Origin of the sequence: Acetohalobium arabaticum DSM 5501 (genome assembly GCF_000144695.1) — a bacterium.
GTDB lineage: Bacteria > Bacillota > Halanaerobiia > Halobacteroidales > Acetohalobiaceae > Acetohalobium > Acetohalobium arabaticum.
In genome coordinates this window covers 1,449,745-1,471,013 of sequence record NC_014378.1, presented here as the reverse complement: position 1 = coordinate 1,471,013, position 21,269 = coordinate 1,449,745, and the positions used below count along the sequence as shown (strand labels likewise).

Genomic DNA, 21,269 nt, shown 5'->3' with positions numbered 1-21,269 from the left:
TAAATGTATGATTAATAATAAGAGGAGGAACTACAATGTCTACGAACAAAATAGAAGAGATTAAAAAGGAAAATGTTAGTGATGGGGAGAAGATTAAGGGGACTGTGAAACAGGTCTTGACTACAGAAGATGAAGGGATTTCCAACATTCGCATGCGTTACTTTACTGTCGAGCCTGGGGGCCACACTCCTTGGCATAAGCATGACTGGGAACATGAAAATTACTTTGTCCGAGGGAAAGGAATCTTGGTAACCAAAGAAGAAGAGATAGAAGTCCAGCCTGGAATGTCTGGCTATGTGGAAGCAAATAAGATGCACCAATTTAAGAATCCTTACGATGAATCTTTTGAATTTATCTGTCTAATACCTGTTGCTGAAGAATAAGGGATTAGGTGGTTAGAATGAAAGTAGAAAAAATTTATCAGGGAAAATCCGAAGTTATTTTTACATATTAAGTAAATTTCATAATGTAGAGGTGAGAGGTGATGATGGATAAAGAGAGTATCATTACTACCGTTAGAGAGTATTGCGAAGAGTATAAGGAGATAATTGGAGTTTATCTATTCGGTTCGGTGGCTAAAGATAAATTCAATAATCAAAGTGATATAGATATAGCTCTGATGCTGGATGATAAGTTGGATAAATTATCTGTTTTTGATTTCAAGCTGCAGATAGCAGTTGGTTTAGAAGAACTGCTGGATAGAGAAGTTGATGTTGTAATTTTTTCTAATGCAGATTTGCGATTAAAGCATCAGATCTTAAAAGGGCAATTGATTATTGGTAAAGATAATAAATTACGGGTTAGAAAAGAAAGTGAAGCTTTGAGTAATTATCTTGATATGAAGTATTTCTATAATATGTATGAAAGTGAACTAGGGAGGAAATTCACAGATGGTAAATAAAGAAATAGTTAGTGAACTACTCGGCAATGAATTACCGAGCTTCATGGTCGCTTGCTTTTATGGGAATTACCCGTAATATCAAGCAAGTTACCCAATCGGCGTGTCCAACGCCTACCCAGTCAAAGACTGGTTATACAAAAAGCGTCACTACTCCTATCTAGCATAGGTGCTAGACTCAGAGATACTTTTATTGCTCAAGATAGAAGTGTAAGCATCTCTATAAGTGCTTACTAGAAGATTTAGTGTCTTCTATCTACAACGAGCACCCTGAATATTTTACACAGTAGAGGTTTAGCTACTGCAACCTCCAATATTCACTTGTAATTTACATCTATATTATAATAAATTATGGAGCAAATATCAATTGTTTAAATTAATATTTGCTAATCCTTATATCTCCCATTTGAAAAAGGGAGGGTTACGGATTATTTCCTAATAGGCTCTTAAAGTTAGAGGAATATATTAATGATTTAAGAGAATATGAAGATCTCAACTGGGTTGAATATCAAAATGATAAATTACTTCGGCGCTTCATTGAAAGAACATTACATTTAGCTATCGAGTCTTGTTTGGATATTGGGAGCCATATAATTAGTGATGAAAGATTAGGTGTGGCAGATACAAATGCTGATATCATGAATATCTTGGCTGAAAATGGAATTATTAAAGAGGAAATTGATGATTATATTAAGATGGCCAAATTCAGGAATGTAATCGTTCATGATTATACGACTTTAGAGGATGAAGTGATCTTTAATATTTTAACTAAAAATCTGGAGCAAATTGAGAGATTATTTTACTGGTTTAAAGAATATATAGAATAAATAAAAGAAGGCATTACAGAGAAAGGAGTTAGACCAGGACTTTCCGCTGCTCTTTCTGATCAGGAATACTGAGAATCTGGCCCAACAGGAGATTAGAGAAGGCTTTAGTACTCTATTGAATGATAATTTAGCCATCTATCAGCCGGAATCGAACCGGGTCTTTACTTCTCCGTCATCCATTGCGGACTTTAAGGCCAATCTCGAAGATGAGATCAAGGCTCAGGAAGAAGAGTTAAGAGAGTATCAGGACCGAGAAGGATTCTTTATAGAGTTGAATCAGGAGCTAAAGAGATTCTATCGTTATTATCAGGCAGAGGAGATTGAGGACTGGAGAGTAGCTAAGGAGGAATTAACGGCTCGCCGAGCTGATTTAAAGAATCAGCTACAGAAAACGAAACAGGAACAGCAGAAACTTAAAGAGGTTAAAGAGGATAAGGAAACCAAGCGGCAAACTTTACAGGAAAAAATAGTTAAATTAGAGCAGGAGCAGCAGCGTTTAGATGACTTTATGGATAATTATCAGCTGCAGAATAGTAAAGAATCGGAGCTTAATAAGGTTAAACAGAAAGAACATCAGCAGGAGTATCTTGATTACGGATTAGAGGAGATAAAAGCTGCTTCTAAGGTGGAGTCTTCTTATTCGGAAGTTAAGTCTCAGGTAGATGAGTTAGAAAGCGGATTCTATAACTTAGCAGAGGAATGAATTATCTCGAGGCAAGTATATAAGGTTTTCTCATTTCTAGAACTTTGCCTGCTTAAAGCTAAAAAAATTAGTAAAATAGAAAAGTTTAACAGACATACCTTTTAATTATTCGAATTTTATACTGATTAAATTATTAATATTTATATGATAATTTTAATATAGATTAATTAATTTGTAGTTAGTTTGTTGTTATTTTTGTAAAAAATTATAAAACTATATTTAAAAGTAAGTTTTTAATGGAAATAACAAGGAATATTGTTTAAAATATCGAAAAGAGTAATGAGTGTCCAGGAATTTTATGATCAAGATGGTAAAAAGATCATAAAATTATTTCGTTAAATTACATAATTTATGTAATTTATTTTAAATTGTATATAAATGTTAATAAAATTATTTTTTAGTTAAATAAATTAAACTTTCCGTAGCCGATTGAAGAGATAATACTTCAACATCACGAAAGATTGGATGGCTCTGGTTATCCGCAGGGACTTACAGAAGATGAGATTCTGGTAGAAGCCAAAATTATAGCTGTGGCTGATGTTGTCGAAGCGATGAGTTCCCATCGACCGTATCGTCCAGATTTAGGAATTAAACAAGCCAGGAATGAAATTAAATATAATAAAGGGAGGTTATATGATTCTCAAATAGTAGAAGTATGTTTAGAATTATTACTAAACTGCCTAAAACTGATGAATTCATTTGAGCTAGAAGATAATATTGAACAGGGATAATTAAACAGAAAAATTATAGTGAGGAGGAATTAAATAATGCTAGGTATTGAACTTAATGATTCTCTAAAGAAATCTATAACACTTAAAGTAGGTGTAGCAATAATTGTTGTGTTAACAGTTATTTTCACCTTGGTAATACTTGATTTTAGACAGGCTCAAACGGAAGAAATCAATAAAGAAATAGAAAAGATTATTCTCAATATATCTAATCAAATTAATGCTGAAAATAAGCGAACAGTAGATTTAGTTGAAACACTGGCTCAATATCAGGAAGTAGGAAACCTAGGTGAAAGAGAAGAAAGTATAAGTTATTTACGCAGCTTTTTAGATAATCATTCTAATTTTTCAGCAGCTTATTTTGCTTATGAATCTAATGCTGATGGAGCGGATAATGAATATATTGGGACATTAGAGAATGCTCATAATGTTGCAGGAAGATTTATTCCTTATGTTCACAGAACAGAAAGTGGAATTGAAATGGAGCCACTGTTAGATATATCAACCAGCACATATTATCAAACACCTAAAAAGACCGGTCAGACAACACTTACAGAGCCCTATGATTATCAGGGTGAAATGATCACCGAAACAACCCATCCTATTGAAGTTGATGGTGAATTTATGGGGATTGCCGGAATAGATCGTAGTTTAACGGAATTTCAAAATATGTTAAGAAATTTAAATCCCTTTAAAACAGCTAGATTTTATCTTTTAAGCAGTGAAAATAAAGTTGTAGGTACTTCTGATGAAGATAAATTACTGACTAAATATTTGAATGAAATTGATCAGTATAAAGATGCTTTCAATCCACTGATAAATTCTGATCAAGAAAAGATAGTACATAATAAAGAGCTTGATAGAGTTATTGCTTATGCTCCTATTGAAATTGGCGGTTGGAAGATTTTAATGACAGTGGAGCAGAGTGAAATTATGTCTGCTGTAAATGAAGCAACTTTTAAAATGATTATTTTAGGAGTTGTTGGAGTCTTAATTTTATGTGGTCTGCTTTATTGGTTAATTAAGAGTTCATTAAGTCCATTAAATACTCTACAGGGAAAAGTAGAAGAGATTGCCAATAAAGGAGGAGATTTAACTCAAAGACTGGATGTAGAAGAAGAAAATGAAGTAGGTAAACTAGCAGATGCCTTTAATGATCTATTGGCTAGCTTACAAGAAATTATGAAAAATATTACCGAAGAGACAGAGGAAGTTGCTTCTGCTAGTCAGCAGTTATCAGCAAGTGCTGAGGAAGGTAATGCAGTAATTGAAACAACCATGAATAACATTGAACAGATGACTGCAGGTGTTGAAGAAGCATCAGCTAGTAGCCAGCAAGTAACTTCTTTTTCTGAAGAAACTGGCGAAATTGCAGAAGATGGCGGAGAGAAACTTGAACAAGTGATGGAGCAATTTGAAAATATAAAATCATCTGTTGAAATTTCTACAGATAACGTAGAGAAATTAAATGAATTAATTCAGGAAATAGAAGAGATTAATGATTTAATTACCAATATAGCAGAACAGACTAATTTATTAGCTTTAAATGCTTCAATTGAAGCAGCTAGAGCTGGAGAGCATGGTGAAGGTTTTGCAGTCGTTGCCGAAGAAATTAGAGAATTAGCTGAGGAAACTAACGACGCAACTGATAATATTGCTAATTTAATTGAAAAAACTACTATTAAGGCAGATGAAACTCTAGAAGCAACTAAAGAAAATGAAGAGCAAATAACTAAAGGGGATAAGCGGGTTAGTGAAGCCGGAGAGGCTTTTGAAGATATTATGAGTAGATTAGGAGATACTATAGAGCAGATGCAACAGGCTAGTGCTGCTATAGAACAATTAGCAGCTGGAAGTGATGAGATTAGTAATGCTACAGATGAAGTTAATCAGGTTATTGAAGAAGTTACTGAATCATCTACTGATTTAGCAGATAACTCCCAAAGATTACAACAAATGGTTAATAAATTTAAAGTTTAACTAAACTTAAGTCTACAAATAACAAATATTAATTTTTATGTTATAATATACCTAGATAACAAGGTGCGAGAGGAGGTGAGAAAATGAAACTATCTTTTAAATTTAAGCCCGATTTTAGTCATAAGCAACTAGAAATAGTTAAAGAGTTAAGTTGGCACTGTTCTAAGCTGTATAATATTACTAATTATGCAATCAAAAATAACAAAGATATTAAACCAGTCTATACTAGGTTAGAAAATAACTTTAAGGATAATTGGCATACCGACTATCTACATAGTCACAATAGGCAACAACTTTTTAAACAATTAGTTCAAGATTGGAAAAGTTACTTTAATAGCATTGAAGATTACAATAACAATCCTAGCAAGTATCAAGGTCAACCAAGACCACCTAAATTTAAGTATTTAGACAATAATCCAAGTGAAGTGATATTCACTAATTTAGCTACTAGAATTAGGGAGGGCAACTTGTTATTATCCTTATCCAAAGAGATTAAAAACCGATATCAGGTGGACAGTCTTAAATTTCGATTACCTACAGTAATTGAAAGCCTTATAGACGAGGATAATCTCTCCATGTCCAAAGGACATTCCGTGGAAAACTCCCTCCAACAAGTTAGGATAAAACAAGATAACCTAACTAACCAATGGTATCTATTAATAATATATAAACAACAGCCGAAAGAAAATTCTCCAGGTGATAATATAATGTCAATAGATTTAGGATTAGATAATTTAGCTACTTTAACCTTTAAAGATAATACTGAAAACTACATTATTAATGGTAAACCGCTCAAAAGTAAGAATAAGTATTTTAACCAGGAAATAAATAGATTGCAATCTATTAGAATGAAGCAAACTGGTAGCAAAAAATTTAAAGATACCAAACAAATTAAGAAACTTCGTACTAAACGTAGAAATTATGTATTTGATTACCTTCATAAAGCAAGTAGAAAAATAGTTAATTTGGCTAAAAAGCATAATGTGTCTAAAATAGTAATCGGTGATTTAAAAGAAATCAAGCAAGGTATGGATTATAATAAATCTTTCGTGCAAGTGCCAATTCAACGATTAAAAGATTTAATAGAATATAAGGCTAAACTAGAAGGTATAGAGGTTAATATCATTAATGAAGCCTATACTAGTGGATGCTCGGCAATTGATTTAGAGAAGTTAAATAAAGATAATTACAATAAGTCTCGCAGAGTTGAAAGAGGGCTTTTTCAATCTAATTTTGGATTAACTATAAATGCTGATGTAAATGGTAGTCTGAATATAATGCGTAAATTTCTAGATAAATGTATTCCCGAACTTATTAACCGAGCTAGGGATAATGGAGTCGTGAACCCTCCAAAAAGATTAAGGGTGGCTTAGATACCAAACATCTTTCAAATCTCTCTAGTAACGCATTGCTTTTTTAGGATGTGTGAAGTAAGAGAAGCCTCCGTTGCTTGTCTCGGAGGTGGTTCACGGCCTTTAAGTGCACAGACCCGAGCTGCTTCCAGTCCTGCTAGTCCGCCGCCAATAATAGCTATATTTTTAGGATCGTTTGTCTGCGGAATATCATATTCTCTTTCTCGACCACAAGCAGGATTTACAGCACAGGATAGCGGTTTACCAGCAAAAATTCTGCCTAAGCATTCATCATGACAGGCAATGCAGGGATGTATATCTTTGAGTTGATTATGTTTTACCTTAGTAGGCCACTCTGGATCAGCAAGCAACCCTCGACCAATAGCAACCATGTCCAAAGCTTCATTTTCTGCAATAACCTCTGTTGCTAACTTAGGATCATCCATTCTACCGGCAATTATAAGCGGTACATCTACTTTGTCCTTAAGCTGTTCAGTCAAATGTAGATAACAGCCGTAGTCTTGATAAATTGGTGGATGAGCCCAGTACCAAGCATCATAGGAGCCGGCATCAGCAGTAAAAGCATCATAGCCGGCTTCCTCAAGCAGCTGTGCTGCTTGAAGTCCTTCATCTGTATCCCGGCCCTGCTCTTCAAATTCTTCGTCCGGTAATCCGCCTTGATTCCAATCCTTTATATAATTTTTGATACTGTATCTGAGTTGAACAGGAAATTCATTACCTAAATTATGCTTGATATTCTGTACAACTTCAGTAGGAAATCTTAACCTAACCTTGAACTGTTTTTTCAACTAGTCTTTCTACTTCTTTAGTAGTAAGTTCTCTACAGGTTACATCAGGTTTCCAGTAATTAGGAACTGCAGAAGGAGCTACCGGTTCTGTCTCTAAAACATGAGGGTCAGCAACTCTTCCTAAACCAAGTGTTAATTGTAAAAATATTTTTGTACCGTGAGCATGGATCTGTTCATTCATTTCAGAAGCTGTCTTAATAAAACGAGTAGGATTGGCAGAAATAACAGGGAAGATTCCCGGTTTGATTCTTTCTATTTCATTCTCTACTTTTGTAACACTGGTGATTATTAAACCTGTTCCGCCTTTAGCTCGTTCTACATAATAATCTCTAGCTCGTTTAGTAAAACAGCCATCTTGAGTAACTAAGCCCCCTATGGCCATGGGAGCCATAGCTATTCTATTTTCTATTTCCACTGAATTAATTTCAAGAGGCTCAAATAATTTTGAATTCTGCATATTCATCCCCCTTAATCTGTTAATATAATGATAAATTGTAAGTAAAAATATTCATTAATATTTTTACTTTATGTCCATTATTTCTTAAACTTTATTTATACTATTGGTTAATTCTTTTAAAGATTTTGTTTGTTGGTCTGTTACGATTTTTAATAATTCTGCACAATTATATTGTGAATACATATTATATTATAAAAGAAAGGAGGGGGTTTAAGTGGCACAAGATTACTTTAAAGCAGATCCTATTACAATTTTAATTGTTATTTTAATCTTACAACAGATTGGTGGCGGAGTTCTCAGCGGTTTTGATTATTAAATAAAAGCAAAGAAAGGGGGATAATGGATGTCTGGTTACCATGAAAAGGATTCTTGTGGCTGCAGTTGTTATCTTGAATTGATTTTGGTGGTTTGGCTCCTTAGCTGTCTCTGTGAAGGGGGAGTATTTGGTTTCTGTAGTGAATAATTAATGATATTTCTATCAATTCTGTATTATTTGATATAATATATTTATAATTAATGAATTGATTATATAAGGTATTACATAATAAAATAGAAGATAAAGCTAGTAGAGAAAGAATAGATTGTTGTTTTAATATTTAACAGCGGTAATTAATAAACCTGTATCCTTCCTGCGGATACAGGTTATTTTTTGGTTAATTATAATTAATTCTATTATTGATTATGAAATAATTGGAGATGATATTTATATCCTTGAGGATTTTAAATTGACCCTCCCCCAATTTGTTAGACACCCAGTTAAGCGATATAATAGAAGTAACGGAGGTGCTACAATTGGGAGAAAAACGAAGAACATATACAGAAGAATTCAAAAAAGATGCTGTTGAACTATCAAATAGATCAGATAAAACAGTTAAAAAATGTATCTGAAAATCTTGACATACCTTATGGTACTTTAATTAGATGGCGTAGAGAGTACAAAGATAAAGGTGATCTTGCTTTTCCAGGCCATGGCAAACAGAAACTAACTCCTGAACAAAAAGAAATTCAAAGACTAAAAAAAGAATTAAAAGATGCTAAAACAGAGCGTGATATTTTAAAAAAGGCCGTAAGCATCTTCTCGAACGAAGCGAAGTAATTTACGGTTTTATCAGGGACCACAGTGATCAATTTACTGTGGTGAAGATGTGTCAGGTTTTAGAGGTGTCCCGCTCTGGATATTATAAATGGTTAAATAGAAAACCATCTCAAAGAGAAAAAATAAATAAAAAATTAAAACTTAAAATAGCTGAAATTTACTGGCAGCATAATGGAACATATGGTAGCCCTAGAATTCATAGAGTGCTGCGAAAAGAGGGTTATACAGTGAACATTAAAAGAGTTGCTAGGTTAATGCGGATAATGGGTTTAAAAGCAATTCAAAAAAGAAAGTTTAAAAGAACTACCAATTCAAATCATGACTTACCTTTAAAAGAAAATCTCCTAAAAAGGGATTTTGATATAGATAAACCAGATAAAGTCTGGGTCTCTGATATTACTTATATATCAACTAAAAAGGGTTGGCTTTACCTGGCAGTTGTAATTGATCTCTATTCAAGAAAAGTAGTTGGCTATTCTATGAGTAAAAGAATAAATACAGATTTAATAATGTCAGCAACTAAGATGGCTATAAGTCGCCGCAACCCTGAAGCAGGACTTATATTCCACTCTGATAGAGGTAGCCAGTATGCAAGCCACAAAGTACAGAATTTATTTAAACAGCATAGTATTAGATCCTCAATGAGTCGTAAAGGTGACTGTTGGGATAATGCAGTTGCTGAAAGTTTCTTTGGTACTTTGAAGATTGAGTTAGTTTATCATAAAAAGTATTTAACCAGAAATCAAGCTAGGTTAGATATATTTGAATATATTGCTGGTTACTATAATAAAGTTAGGCTACATTCATATTTAGATTACATGAGTCCGAAAGACTACGAGAAAGAGAGAAAAATGGCTTAATATAGTGTCTAATTTAATGGGGGAACCTCATATTTTATTTGACAATATATGAAATTCGAAGTATAATAACATTGTTAGGCATAAAATAAAATACTTAATTGCCGAGTTCTATATTATCCATTTTAATAGATGGATATATAGAAACGGGGGACCCATTTTTGGGGTGAATCCGGTCTTCAATCTACATTGGAGACTGGTAGGGTTACTCTTTCAACCCGAATCCGACAGCTAACCTCGTAGGCATTTTAGAAAGAGGGAAAGCCGTTAAACCGCAGGGATTTCTCTGTGGTTTTTAGTTAATTAAGCCGTAGGGATAGGTTTCCCAGCGGCTTTTTTTATTTTAAATTAAGAATGAGGTGATATAATGGCTAAAAATTTGAACTTAAGAACAAAAATTTTAGTGGGATATCTGATAACAGTTATGATCATAATTGGAGTAGCCAGTTGGGCAATCTATAACTTTGTATCGTTAAATGAATCCATTAATGATATTATGGTAGAGAATTACCGCAGTGTGATTGCCGCCGAAGGGATGATGGAGGCTTTAGAAAGACAGGATAGTGCTGAACTGATCTTTGTCTTCGGTCAGCAGAAGAAAGCCCTGGACATCTTTAAAAAGAATCAGATGCAGTTTATGAAGCATCTATCGCGGGCTGAAGATAATATTACAATAGATAAGGAAAAAAAGATAATTGCTAATCTCAATCAGGAGTATCAAAATTATCTAGAAATGTTTTCAACCTTACAGAGAAAGGCTGATCAGTCCAAACTTAAAGAAGCCCAAAACTTTTATTTAGAAGAGGTAATGCCTCAATTTGAAAAGATAAAGACAGAAACTAGGGATCTATTACTTGTTAATCAGAATCATATGAAGACTGCTCAGGAAAAGGCTAATGATAGTGCTGTTAAAGCAGTTTATTCAACAGCTATTTTTTCAGTGATTGCTACTATTTTCGCGATTCTGTTTGGAATCTATATTTCTAATTTAATTATAAAGCCAGTTAAGGAATTGACAGCAACAGTAAAAGAAATAGCAGCAGGCAATTTGGATCATGAAATTAAAATGGATACTAAAGATGAAATTGGACAATTAGCTCATGAGTTTAATAGTATGACTGAGCGGTTAAAAGAATTTGAGGAGATGAATGTAGGTAAGGTGATTGAAGAGAAGAATAAATCAGAAGCAATCGTTAAGAGTATCTCCAATCCACTTTTAGTAACTGATGAAGAGAATAAAGTTCAGCTGATGAATCCTAAAGCAGAAGAGTTATTTGATTTAAATGAAGACAATATAGTAGAAACCCATTTCTTAGAATCAATTGATGAGGATAGGATCTTTGATTTAATTACTGAAACATTAGATTCAGGTGAAGAACAGGTCGGTAAGAATAACGAAGTTATAACGTTTAAGCCCGATAATAATGATAGTAAAGGACATTACTTTAGAATTAATACAACTCCTGTTAGTGATAGAGAAGGAAATACTAATTTGGTAGTAACTTTATTAGAAGACATTACTCATCTTAAAGAAGTAGATCAGATGAAATCTGAATTTGTATCTATGGTGTCCCATGAGTTCAGGACGCCGTTGACTTCAATGAATATGGGGATTAATATGTTATTAGAGGAGAATATTGGTGAGATAAATGAGGAACAAAAAGAGTTATTGGAAGTAGCCAAAGAGGACTGTGAGCATTTAAATAATTTAGTTGATGATCTGTTGGATCTTTCTAAGATAGAATCTGGAGAAATAGACTTAGAATTTGATGCAGTTGCAGTGAAAAAAATATTTGAAGCCTCTATTCAGCCATTTATGACTCAGGCTGAGGAGCAGGGAGTAGATTTAATAACTGAAGAAACTAATGGTTTAGAAGTTTATGCCGACTTTAATAAAATTACTTGGGTGATTACTAATTTAATTGGTAATGCTTTACGTTATACCGGAAAAGGAGATAAAATAAAACTTTTAGCTGATAAGAAAGGACATAAGATGCATATTTCAGTTGCTGATACCGGTGAAGGAATTCCTAAAGAATACCGTCATAAGATATTCAAAAAATTTGTGCGGGTAGGTGATGATAAGGATGAAGAAACCGGAACTGGACTGGGATTGGCTATTTCGAAAGAGATTATTGAAGCTCATGGCGGGCGAATCTGGGTTGAAAGTGAGGTAGGAGAAGGAAGTATCTTCACTTTTACTCTTAAACTACCGAAATAAGGTTGGTGATAAGATTGAATAAGATATTAGTAGTTGAGGACAATAAGAATATTATTACTGTTTTACGTATCTGTTTACAAAATGCAGGTTATGAAGTTAAGACTGTTTCTAATGGAGTTAAGGCAGTAGAGACTGCCTTTGAATGGAAACCAGATTTGATTTTGCTAGATATTAAGATTCCTAAAATGAATGGTTTTTTAGTCTGCGAAACATTGAAAGATGAAGAAGTTACAGCTAATACTCCTATTATAATGTTAAGTGCTAAAGCAGAAGAGGAGAATATCAAAAAAGCTTATAATTTAGGAGCAGAAGGCTATATAACTAAACCTATTGAACCTAAAAGATTACTGGCTGAAATTGATAAATACTTATAAAAATCAAGAATAAGAAAGGGGAGAGTGATTATGACTCAAGAGAAAATTTTAATAGTTGATGATGAAAAGAATATTAGAAAGACTCTAAAACAGTGTTTGCAGACAGATTATGAGGTAGTAACTGCTGTTAATGGAGAGGATGGAATAGATAAATTCGCTGAAGATGATTTTGCTGTTATATTATTGGATATGAAATTACCCGGTATAGATGGAATTAAGGTATTAGAAGAGATTAAAAAAGAGGATAATGGAGCTAATGTAATAATGATTACCGGCTTTGGTTCTGTAAAGACTGCAGTTAAGACAATGAAATTAGGAGCAGTAGATTATTTACGGAAGCCATTTACTCCTGATGAAATCAGAAAGATTGTTCAGGAAGTAATTGACCGGGATCGAATAGAAATTGTTGAGGAAGAGTTGGATAGTTATGAGGATTATGTTCAGTATGCTAAGTCATGTATTAATGACCGGAAGTTTGAAAAAGCTCGAGAATATTTACAGAAAGCAGTAAGCCTGGATACTTCTAAACCAGAAGCTTTTAATCTATTAGGAGTGATTTTTGAAATGCAGGATAAATTAAAGGAAGCACAGAAAGAGTATCGAGCAGCTCTGGCTTTAGATCCATCCTATAAACCGGCCCGGGATAATTTGGATAGGACTACCCAGTTTGAGTATCAGAAAAGAGATATTAATTTAGGTGAGGTAGATGAAGAGGAAGATGAGACAGAGGAGGCATAATAATGTATATTTTAGTGATTGGCTGTGGGAGAACCGGTTCTTCCATAGCTAATTTACTTTCTAAAGAAGGACAAAATGTAGTTGTAGTGGATAAGGATAGTGAAGCTTTTGATAGATTATCAGCTGAGTTTACTGGTTTTACAATTGTAGGTGATGCGACTGAGATTGAAGTTTTAACAGAGGCTAAACTGGATAAGACTGATGCAGCTGTAATTACTACTAATGATGATAATGTGAATGCAATGATAGCCCAGATAGCTAGTGAGTTATATGATGTTCCTAAAGTGTTTGTTAGAGTAATAGATCCTAGTAAAGAAGTTATTTATGAAGATACAGATATAATTGAAATGAGTCCAACCAATCTACTGGTGACTGAATTCAAGGATAAAATTATTAGTTGATAAGGAGAGGTTAGGCATGAGAATTATCATAGTTGGAGGAGGAAAGGTTGTTTACCATTTAACTAAAAATTTTACTGCTAAAGGCTATGAAGTAGCTATTATCAACAAAGATAAAGATTACTGTAAGATGTTGGCTCGTGAGACTAATAGTCTTGCAATCTGTGGTGATGGTTCTAAGCCTGAGTATCTAGCCCAGGCAGAAGCTAGAAAAACAGATGCTGTTTTAGCTTTGACCGGTAGCGACCCGGATAATCTCTTTATTTGTCAATTAGCTCAGAAAGAATTTGGAATTCCGCAGACCTTTTCTGTAGTCAATAATCCTGATAATGAAGAGATATTTAAGAGTTTAGGGGTAGAAACGATCTTTAATACGACAAAATTGATCTCTTTGTTGATCGAACAGCGGGTAGAGATATCAGATGTAAATAATTTATTATCTATTGAAGAGGGTAGAATTAGTATTTCCCAGGTTGTTTTAAAATCTACTTCACCTGTATTGGGGAAGACAGTACGGGAGTTAGATCTACCGCATGATATTGTATTTGGCTGTGTAATTAGAGAAGAGAATGTATTGATTCCTCATGGAGATACTAAATTACTGGAAGGGGATAAAGTTTTAATTATTACTTTACCTGAAAAACAAGGACAGGCGTTTTCAGTTCTGTCGGGTGAATAGGAGGGGTGATAAATGAGATATAAAGAGATGATTATTCAGAGATATAAATTACTTTTAAAATATATAGGGATTTTGACTATAGGTATTGGAGTTATTTTATTATTACCTCTTCTAGTGCTGCCGTTCTATCCTCAGAATATAATGTATAGTACTTCATTTTTGATTCCCAGTTTCTTATATATGATTCTGGGAGGTGTAATCTGGAAACTGATTCAATCTGAAAATAATTTTACTCTATCGTTAAAAGAGGGAGGAATTATTGTTTTAGCTTCCTGGATATTAGCAATTATAGCTTCTGCTTTGCCTTTTATTATAGCAGGTAAATTAAACTTTACTCAGGCTGTTTTTGAGGCTACTAGCGGTTGGACTACAACCGGCTTATCTGTAGTTAATGAAGCTAAGACTCCTAATATTTTTCTCTTATGGCGGAGTATTATGCAGTTCTTTGGCGGAGCTGGTTTGATAGTTGTTATGTTATCCTCCATTCTTCACCCTTATGGGTTTGGGTTATATAATGCTGAGGGGAGAAGTGATCAATTGTTGCCCCATGTAAAACAGTCTGCCAAAGCAATTATGTTGATTTATTCTGGTTATACCATTGGCGGTATTATTCTGTATATCTTAGCTGGAATGGGAGTATTTGATGCAGTTAACCATTCAATAGCAGCTTTATCTACAGGTGGATTTTCTACTAGACAGGCTAGTATTGGTTACTGGAATAGTATTTCTGTAGAAATAGTAACCTGGGTTTTAATGTTATTGGGAACTACTAATTTTGCGACTCATTTTGCTTTGTTAAAAGGAAAGTTTAAGATCTTCTTTAAGAATGGTGAAGTGAGGCTGTTAGGAGTATTAATTGCTGTCTTCACTCCACTTATTAGTTACTTTACTTTAACAGAGCTGTATAATTATCTACCTGATTTATTAAGAAGAGGGATCTTTGAAACTATAACTGCTATTTCAACAACTGGATTTTCACTTGATACTTTCAACAATTGGAATTCCTTCGGAATGTTAAGTATGATTTTATTAATGTTAATTGGTGGCGGAACCGGTTCTACAGCCGGAGGAATCAAACTTTATAGGATATATCTTATGTTCAAGTCATTAATTTGGCAGTTTGAGGGGTATTTTTTGCCCCAGAATGCTGTAAGAGAAAATTATATTTGGCGTGGAGAAACAAAATTGTATATAAAATTGGAGTACATTCGCGAAACTGCTAACTATATTTATCTATATATGGGGACATACTTTATTGGAGTATTTATATATTTAGCTTACGGTTATGATTTGACTAATTCCATGTTTGAATTTGCTTCTGCTTTAGGAACAGTTGGATTGTCAATTGGAATTACAGCTGCTGATGCACCGACAGGAATTTTATGGCTAGAGACAGTTGGAATGTTTTTAGGTAGACTAGAGTTTTTAGTTATCTTCTTTGCAGTAGCAAAGATAATTAAGGACCTTAAATTTAATTTAGAGAATAAATAATATTAGTCCTGTATCTTAAAAGATACAGGATTTAATGCACTCTATTAAACATTTCTTCTCCCCATCTAGTAATTAAATAAGATGTTGTTAGTGCAAACAGTAGATTATCTATAAAAAGCACTAGATTACTTGTAAGATCATGAGGAGTTAATTGAGCTCCGATATTATAAAGAAAACTATATATTCCAATATACATTCTATTATTTGTAATTATGATACTACTCTGACCTGAAAGATATACTTTTGCTGACAAGTTGCAGGGATAAAGTAATTAATCTAGAAATATACAATCTGGGATTAATCTATAGTAGAAAGGAGAAGACTAATGAAGAAAGAATTTTTAACAGCAATTAATTGTATGGACGGTAGAGTTCAAGAACCAGTAATTCAATGGCTCCAAGAAGAGTATCGCAAAGAATATGTTGATATGATTACCGAGCCCGGTCCAAATCTTATTTTAGCTGAAGGCCAGCCGAAATCCAATGTAGAATCAATCAAGAGCAGAGTTGAAATTTCAGTTAATAAGCATGGTTCTGATTTAGTAGCAGTAGTTGGTCACTATGACTGTGCCGGCAATCCAGCTGGTAAAGAGAAGCAGTTAGAAGATATCAAGTCTGCTGTAGATAAAGTGAAAGACTGGGATTTAGATGCTGAAGTTATCGGCCTCTGGGTTGATAAAGAATGGAAGGTTGAGAGGGTAGAATTGTAAATAAAGATTATCAAAAATTTGGTTTTAAACACGTCAATCAGATAATTTTGCATAATTATTGTTGATATCTTGCAACAAGCGACTTTAAAGCAGCCCCAAAAAAGAGAATGATCATTATATAAGCTAACATTTTAAAATGTAGTCATAAGATTAATTTATTGCTAATTGATAGGGCTGATTTTTGGAGCGTTTGCAAGATATCAACTATACACTGCAACAAATATATCAATCCTTAATCTTATAGCCAATCTTAAATAGATATGTAACCAACGTTAAAAGAACTACAAATGCTCCACTGATAATTGTCAGAGAAAATAGATAATTAACATCTGATTGGCCGATGAATGAATAACGGACTAAATCAACCATATAGACAACAGGATTAAAGAGAGAAATCTTACTCCAGATTCCCGGTAGTGACTCAACAGAATAGAAAACACCGCTTAAGAAGGTTAAAGGTGTAATAAAGAAATTAGAAAAAATTGAAACATGGTCGAATTTTTCTGCCCAGAGTCCAGCTACGATTCCTAATAGAGAAAAGACGCCAGCAACTATTGTACCTGCCAATAATAGAAGTAATGGATGAGCAACTGTTCCACCGTAAAATAGGATTGAAACTAGATAGATAGCTATTCCCACAGCTAGACCTCTAGCAATTCCACCGATCATTAAGCCTAAACTTAACTCTATATGTGAAAAAGGAGCCAGTAATAATTCAATAATTGTTCCCTGATATTTAGAGATTACTAATGAAGATGAGGTATTAGCAAAAGAGTTTTGAATAATTCCCATAATTATTAATCCCGGAATAATGAATTTAATATAGGGTACAGAATAATTAGCTACTTCTTTACTTTTAAAGGAGTAAGAGAATATTATTAAGTAAAGAGTAGTAGAAATTAAAGGTGCAAAAATAGTCTGGATTGAGACTTTGATAAACCGCATTACTTCTTTTTTAACTAAAGTATAGAATGATATGTAATTAATTGTCCTTCCCTCCTAAATTCGTTAATTTCAAGAATACATCTTCTAGTTTGGCACTGGAAATATCTATATCCTTAATTTGTATCTCAGATTTATAAAGCTGGCGTATGAAATCTTCTATTTCTTTTTTGCTTAATTCAAAGGTTATCTTTCCTACCTCTTCATTAATTTCAACTTTATAGTTAGAAAAGGCTTTAGGGAGCTGATTTATCTCTTCTTTCAGTTTGATTTCGACTAATTTTTTATCTATAGAGTTAATTAGCTTTTCCTTAGTATCTACGGCCACTATATGTCCTTGATCCATAATGGCTATTCTATCACAGAGTGCTTCTGCTTCTTTAAGATAATGAGTAGTTAGAATAATAGTCTTTCCTTCATTATTTAACTGTCGAATATAATTCCAGAGGTTATTTCTGAGTTCAACATCGACGCCAGCAGTAGGTTCATCCAGTACAATTATATCTGGATCATGGATTAAAGCCTTGGCAATAAGTAATCTGCGTTTCATTCCACCGGATAGATTGCGGGCATAAGCATTTGCCTTATCATGTAAGTCCATAGCAGTTAATATTTCATTTATTTTTTCATCATTATCCTGAATACCGAAGTATCCTGACTGTAACTTTAAAGTTTCCTTGGGATTAAAGTAAGGGTCAATAATAAGCTCTTGAGGTACAATTCCTAATGAACGCTTTGCCTGGCAATGATTTTTATCAATATCAGTCCCTAAAATACTTACCTGACCAGAATCCTTATCTGCTAAACCGCCTAAAATCTTAATTAACGTACTTTTACCAGCGCCGTTTGGACCTAAGAGTCCAAAGAATTCTCCTTTTTCAATTTTTAAATTAATGTCAGTTAGTGCTTGTAGATCACCATAACTTTTGTTGAGGTCTTGAATTTTAATAGCTGCAGACATAGTAGACTCCTTTCTAATTTTTTTCAATACAGGAATTATTATAGTACTTTCGTTATTAATAATCAAATTTTAATCTATTAAAGTTTTTTTTGTTATATTAAAATAGATAATGAGAATAATATAAGTTTAATTAAGATAAATACTGACTTTTGGATTAGGAGCTCGGATAGAGTGGGGGATATTCAGGGAAGAGTACAGGATGGTTAGTTAATATTCCAAATAGTAATATCTTCAAGAATTCTTTATTCAATTTTACATTTAATTTCAGTAAAGAAATTCGAGCAGGAAAATGATGTGGAAGAAGATAATAATTTAAATTAATTCTTTTTTTGAGAGAATATATAGAATTACAAAACCGACTACTATAAATAAAATAGTCAGAACTGTCTGCAGTGTAAGACTCATTCTTTTACCTCCTGATAATTTTTTTGTTATAGTGTACACTAATATTTGATAAAGGGGGAAAAGTGATGTCTGGAGCAATTATATTTGAGATAATAATTCAGACCTTCTTAGCATTCTTTGCTATTTTATTTTATACTCGTATTTTAGGTAAGCAGCAGATTGGTGAATTAAGCTTTCATGATTATGTTAATGGAATCACCTTTGGTTCTATTGCTGCTACTATGACTACGGATTTTAATCAACGTACCTGGCATTATTTATTAGGATTAACTCTATTTGCTGCTTTGACTTTTTTGATGCAGTTAATTGTTGTTAGAAGCCGTAAAGCTCGAAAGGTTATTGAAGGTGAACCAATAGTCTTGATTCATAATGGTAAGATTTTAGAGAAAAATATGAAAACAGCCCGCTTTAATTTACAGGAATTGACTTCTCATCTGCGGCAAAAGGATATTTTTGATCTAAAACAGGTGGAATATGCTATTTTAGAGCCTAATGGAAATATCAGTGTAATGCCTAAGCCAGAACATAAATCAGTTACAGTTAAAGATATGGGATTAAGCGTTTCGCCAGAAGCAGTTCCAACAGCAGTGATTACTGATGGGAAACTCTTACTTCCTAATCTTAAACAGCATGGTCTAAGTAAGACTTGGATAAAAGAACAGTTGAAAGCTTATGGAATTGAGAAGATTGAAGAGGTATTCATGGCTGCCTATGACCCAGTCAAAGAAGAATTATATATTGATCTCTATGAAGATAATTTAGGCAAAAATACAGTTGATATGAGTGAAGAGTATAATACTAAGGATCCAGAATGATCCTTAGTATTATTATTACTTAGTTTCGATCTAAGTCTCCAATGTCAGTTAATTCTTGGCTGATTTCTATTAATTCTTTAGCCTTTTCACGCTGATGATCGATTGTCATCCATCCGAATAAAGCCGGCATGCTCTGTGGAGGCGGTGCTCCTTTTTCATGTTCAGGGTCATGATTAATATCTTTATCAACCATTTAAAATCCTCCTTATATTTTTTTATAGTATAACCTGATATCTTCTTTGTAATTCTAGTCTAGAGTGATATAATTAATAATGGTAAATAAAATTTTTAATAAAGGAGGAAGATTATAGGTGGCTCAGCAGAATGTACTGCTTCTAGTCAGTTTAGTCGGAGAAATTTTACTAAAAAATGGTGCTGAAACCTATCGAGTTGAAGAAACAGTAAGAAAGATAGGCGCTGTCTATGATTTTGTAAAAACAGAGGTATTTGCTCTGCCGACCGGCTTATTTATATCTTTAGAAGATAAAGATGGCCAAAGCTGGACGCGGATAAAGAGAATTAAACACCAGACTACTGACCTACAGAAGGTATCTATGGTTAATGATCTTTCCCGCCAGATTACAACCGGTCAAATTGAAACAAATCAAGCCTTAATGGAAATGAAAAAGATTAGCAATCATCAAGATAGTTATTCAGCTGTTATTTCCTATTTATCTGCTGGAGTTGGGAGTTTAACCTTTTCCTATCTAGTTTATGGTTTGAGATTGGAATTAATTCCAGCCTTTATTGGAGCTTTAGTATTAGAAACTTGGATGCGCAGGAATAATATCAATAACTTTGTAGCTGAAGTAGTAAGCGGATTAATAGCTGCTACAGTAGGAATAGTTAGTAATTATTTTTATCCTGTTTTAGACCATAATTTGATTATTTTAGGAATTATAATCATTCTTGTTCCTGGCGTATCAGTTACAAATGCAGCTCGCGATATTATTGCAGGAGATTCTTTATCGGGAGTTGTTCGGGGTATGAATGCTTTACTGACAGCATTAGCTATAGCTTTAGGGGTAGCATCAATTTTAGGAATTAAGATAATATTAATATAGATGAGGTGGATAGCATGGTATTAGATATTTTAGCTGTTTTTTTAGCTACGATTGCTTTTGGAATTATCTTCAAACTGCCAAAAAGGGCTTTATTTAATAGTGGATTGGCTGGAGTATTAGGCTGGGGAGGCTATAATTTAGCCTTTGAGTTTACTCATAATCAGATCTTTGCCAGCTTCTTAGGGGTAGTTGTAATTACAATTATAGCAGAGATAAGTGCTAGATTACTTAAGGAACCAGCAACTTTATTTATAGTCTCAGGAATTATTCCCTTAGTGCCGGGAAGTCAGGCTTACTTTACTATGTTGAATCTAATCGAAAAAGATTATCAGGCAGGTTTTGCAACAGGAGTAGAGACATTTTTAATTGCTGGAGCCATTTCAGCCGGGATTATCTTTGTTGGAGTTTTGGCTAGACTGCAGACTGATGAATCTAATCTTCAGTAATCCTTCCTTCTTGGCTTCTTTCCTAGATACTTTCTTTTATTTATCCTTAAGTTTTAATTTAATTTTCGGTAAAGTAAAATTATATTGATATAATGTTGCAGTTTAGAGTTGATATCTTGCAAACGCTCCAAAAATCAGCCCAATCAATTAGTAATAAATTAATTTTATAGCTACATTTAAAATTATAGCTTATATGGTGATTATTCTCTATTTTGGGGCTGCTTTAAAGTCGCTTGTTGCAAGATATCAACTAATTGTGCAAAATTATCTGAGGAAGCGTTTAAAACCAGATTAATGAAATTTCTGTGCTACAAATAGT

At 33.4% G+C, this 21,269-nt stretch carries 21 protein-coding genes, 2 pseudogenes and 1 riboswitch; of the genes and pseudogenes, 18 read left to right on the top strand and 5 right to left on the bottom strand.

Going from position 1 to position 21,269, the window contains the following annotated elements:
• Positions 1 to 35: 35 nt before the first annotated feature.
• From acear_RS07170 to acear_RS07140, 7 genes and pseudogenes are all read left to right on the top strand, one after another.
• On the top strand, positions 36 to 383 hold the full coding sequence (locus acear_RS07170) for a cupin domain-containing protein (RefSeq protein ID WP_013278339.1): 348 nt from the start codon (positions 36 to 38) through the stop codon (positions 381 to 383).
• A gap of 101 nt (positions 384 to 484) precedes the next feature.
• Positions 485 to 901, top strand: a complete 417-nt coding sequence (gene mntA / locus acear_RS07165; protein WP_049772666.1) for a type VII toxin-antitoxin system MntA family adenylyltransferase antitoxin — start codon at positions 485 to 487, stop codon at positions 899 to 901.
• A 452-nt stretch (positions 902 to 1,353) separates the two neighbouring features.
• Positions 1,354 to 1,725 (top strand): annotated as a pseudogene (gene hepT, locus acear_RS07160) (type VII toxin-antitoxin system HepT family RNase toxin); the annotation flags it as partial.
• Positions 1,726 to 1,840: 115 nt separating this feature from the next.
• Positions 1,841 to 2,428: a hypothetical protein gene (locus acear_RS07155; protein WP_041667321.1), complete on the top strand. Its 588-nt coding sequence runs from the start codon at positions 1,841 to 1,843 to the stop codon at positions 2,426 to 2,428.
• A 428-nt stretch (positions 2,429 to 2,856) separates the two neighbouring features.
• On the top strand, positions 2,857 to 3,159 hold the full coding sequence (locus acear_RS07150; RefSeq protein ID WP_083771360.1) for an HD domain-containing phosphohydrolase: 303 nt from the start codon (positions 2,857 to 2,859) through the stop codon (positions 3,157 to 3,159).
• Between the two features lie 36 nt (positions 3,160 to 3,195).
• A complete protein-coding gene (locus acear_RS12165) occupies positions 3,196 to 5,136 on the top strand; it encodes a methyl-accepting chemotaxis protein (protein WP_013278337.1) in 1,941 nt (646 codons plus the stop codon).
• Positions 5,137 to 5,219: 83 nt separating this feature from the next.
• Entirely contained in the window at positions 5,220 to 6,509 is a 1,290-nt protein-coding gene (locus tag acear_RS07140; protein WP_013277852.1) for an RNA-guided endonuclease InsQ/TnpB family protein, read from the top strand.
• Positions 6,510 to 6,523: 14 nt separating this feature from the next.
• Here the strand turns inward: acear_RS07140 and acear_RS12700 are convergent, their stop codons facing one another.
• Positions 6,524 to 7,297, bottom strand: a complete 774-nt coding sequence (locus acear_RS12700; RefSeq protein WP_049772664.1) for an oxidoreductase — start codon at positions 7,295 to 7,297, stop codon at positions 6,524 to 6,526.
• Positions 7,275 to 7,754, bottom strand: coding sequence for an oxidoreductase (locus acear_RS12695; RefSeq protein ID WP_049772663.1), 480 nt, complete (start codon positions 7,752 to 7,754; stop codon positions 7,275 to 7,277). Before acear_RS12695 ends, acear_RS12700 begins: the two co-directional genes overlap by 23 nt.
• A 792-nt stretch (positions 7,755 to 8,546) precedes the next feature.
• On the opposite strand from acear_RS12695, the pseudogene acear_RS07125 reads away from it, so the two are divergent.
• The 8 genes and pseudogenes from acear_RS07125 to acear_RS07090 all read left to right on the top strand — a co-directional run bounded on the left by acear_RS07125 (position 8,547) and on the right by acear_RS07090 (position 16,317).
• A pseudogene (locus acear_RS07125) lies at positions 8,547 to 9,710 on the top strand (IS3 family transposase).
• Positions 9,711 to 9,799: 89 nt separating this feature from the next.
• A riboswitch (cyclic di-AMP (ydaO/yuaA leader) is annotated at positions 9,800 to 9,968 on the top strand.
• A 106-nt stretch (positions 9,969 to 10,074) separates the two neighbouring features.
• On the top strand, positions 10,075 to 11,928 hold the full coding sequence (locus tag acear_RS07120) for a HAMP domain-containing sensor histidine kinase (protein WP_013278333.1): 1,854 nt from the start codon (positions 10,075 to 10,077) through the stop codon (positions 11,926 to 11,928).
• A 14-nt stretch (positions 11,929 to 11,942) separates the two neighbouring features.
• Positions 11,943 to 12,302, top strand: a complete 360-nt coding sequence (locus tag acear_RS07115) for a response regulator (RefSeq protein ID WP_013278332.1) — start codon at positions 11,943 to 11,945, stop codon at positions 12,300 to 12,302.
• A 30-nt stretch (positions 12,303 to 12,332) separates the two neighbouring features.
• Entirely contained in the window at positions 12,333 to 13,040 is a 708-nt protein-coding gene (locus tag acear_RS07110) for a response regulator (RefSeq protein WP_013278331.1), read from the top strand.
• A 2-nt stretch (positions 13,041 to 13,042) separates the two neighbouring features.
• Positions 13,043 to 13,441, top strand: coding sequence for a potassium channel family protein (locus acear_RS07105; protein WP_013278330.1), 399 nt, complete (start codon positions 13,043 to 13,045; stop codon positions 13,439 to 13,441).
• A gap of 16 nt (positions 13,442 to 13,457) precedes the next feature.
• A complete protein-coding gene (locus acear_RS07100) occupies positions 13,458 to 14,117 on the top strand; it encodes a potassium channel family protein (RefSeq protein WP_013278329.1) in 660 nt (219 codons plus the stop codon).
• A 12-nt stretch (positions 14,118 to 14,129) separates the two neighbouring features.
• Positions 14,130 to 15,608 (top strand): TrkH family potassium uptake protein, encoded by a 1,479-nt coding sequence (locus tag acear_RS07095; protein WP_013278328.1) that lies wholly within the window; start codon positions 14,130 to 14,132, stop codon positions 15,606 to 15,608.
• A 325-nt stretch (positions 15,609 to 15,933) separates the two neighbouring features.
• Complete coding sequence (locus acear_RS07090; RefSeq protein ID WP_013278327.1) at positions 15,934 to 16,317, top strand: carbonic anhydrase; 384 nt, start codon at positions 15,934 to 15,936, stop codon at positions 16,315 to 16,317.
• 225 nt (positions 16,318 to 16,542) lie between these two features.
• Here acear_RS07090 and acear_RS07085 read toward each other — a convergent pair whose 3' ends face one another.
• Together acear_RS07085 and acear_RS07080 are read right to left on the bottom strand one after the other, a co-directional pair.
• A complete protein-coding gene (locus tag acear_RS07085) occupies positions 16,543 to 17,295 on the bottom strand; it encodes an ABC transporter permease (RefSeq protein WP_280956789.1) in 753 nt (250 codons plus the stop codon).
• Positions 17,296 to 17,299: 4 nt separating this feature from the next.
• Positions 17,300 to 18,220 carry an ABC transporter ATP-binding protein gene (locus acear_RS07080; RefSeq protein WP_013278325.1) on the bottom strand — a complete coding sequence of 307 codons (921 nt, stop codon included), beginning with the start codon at positions 18,218 to 18,220 and terminating at the stop codon, positions 17,300 to 17,302.
• A 470-nt stretch (positions 18,221 to 18,690) separates the two neighbouring features.
• Between acear_RS07080 and acear_RS07075 the strand changes: the two genes are divergently transcribed.
• Positions 18,691 to 19,440, top strand: a complete 750-nt coding sequence (locus acear_RS07075) for a DUF421 domain-containing protein (protein ID WP_013278323.1) — start codon at positions 18,691 to 18,693, stop codon at positions 19,438 to 19,440.
• A 19-nt stretch (positions 19,441 to 19,459) separates the two neighbouring features.
• Here the strand turns inward: acear_RS07075 and acear_RS12580 are convergent, their stop codons facing one another.
• Positions 19,460 to 19,633 (bottom strand): hypothetical protein, encoded by a 174-nt coding sequence (locus acear_RS12580; protein ID WP_013278322.1) that lies wholly within the window; start codon positions 19,631 to 19,633, stop codon positions 19,460 to 19,462.
• A 118-nt stretch (positions 19,634 to 19,751) separates the two neighbouring features.
• On the opposite strand from acear_RS12580, the gene acear_RS07070 reads away from it, so the two are divergent.
• Positions 19,752 to 20,504, top strand: a complete 753-nt coding sequence (locus acear_RS07070; RefSeq protein ID WP_013278321.1) for a threonine/serine exporter family protein — start codon at positions 19,752 to 19,754, stop codon at positions 20,502 to 20,504.
• Positions 20,505 to 20,518: 14 nt separating this feature from the next.
• Complete coding sequence (locus tag acear_RS07065) at positions 20,519 to 20,950, top strand: threonine/serine exporter family protein (protein ID WP_013278320.1); 432 nt, start codon at positions 20,519 to 20,521, stop codon at positions 20,948 to 20,950.
• Positions 20,951 to 21,269 lie beyond the last annotated feature (319 nt).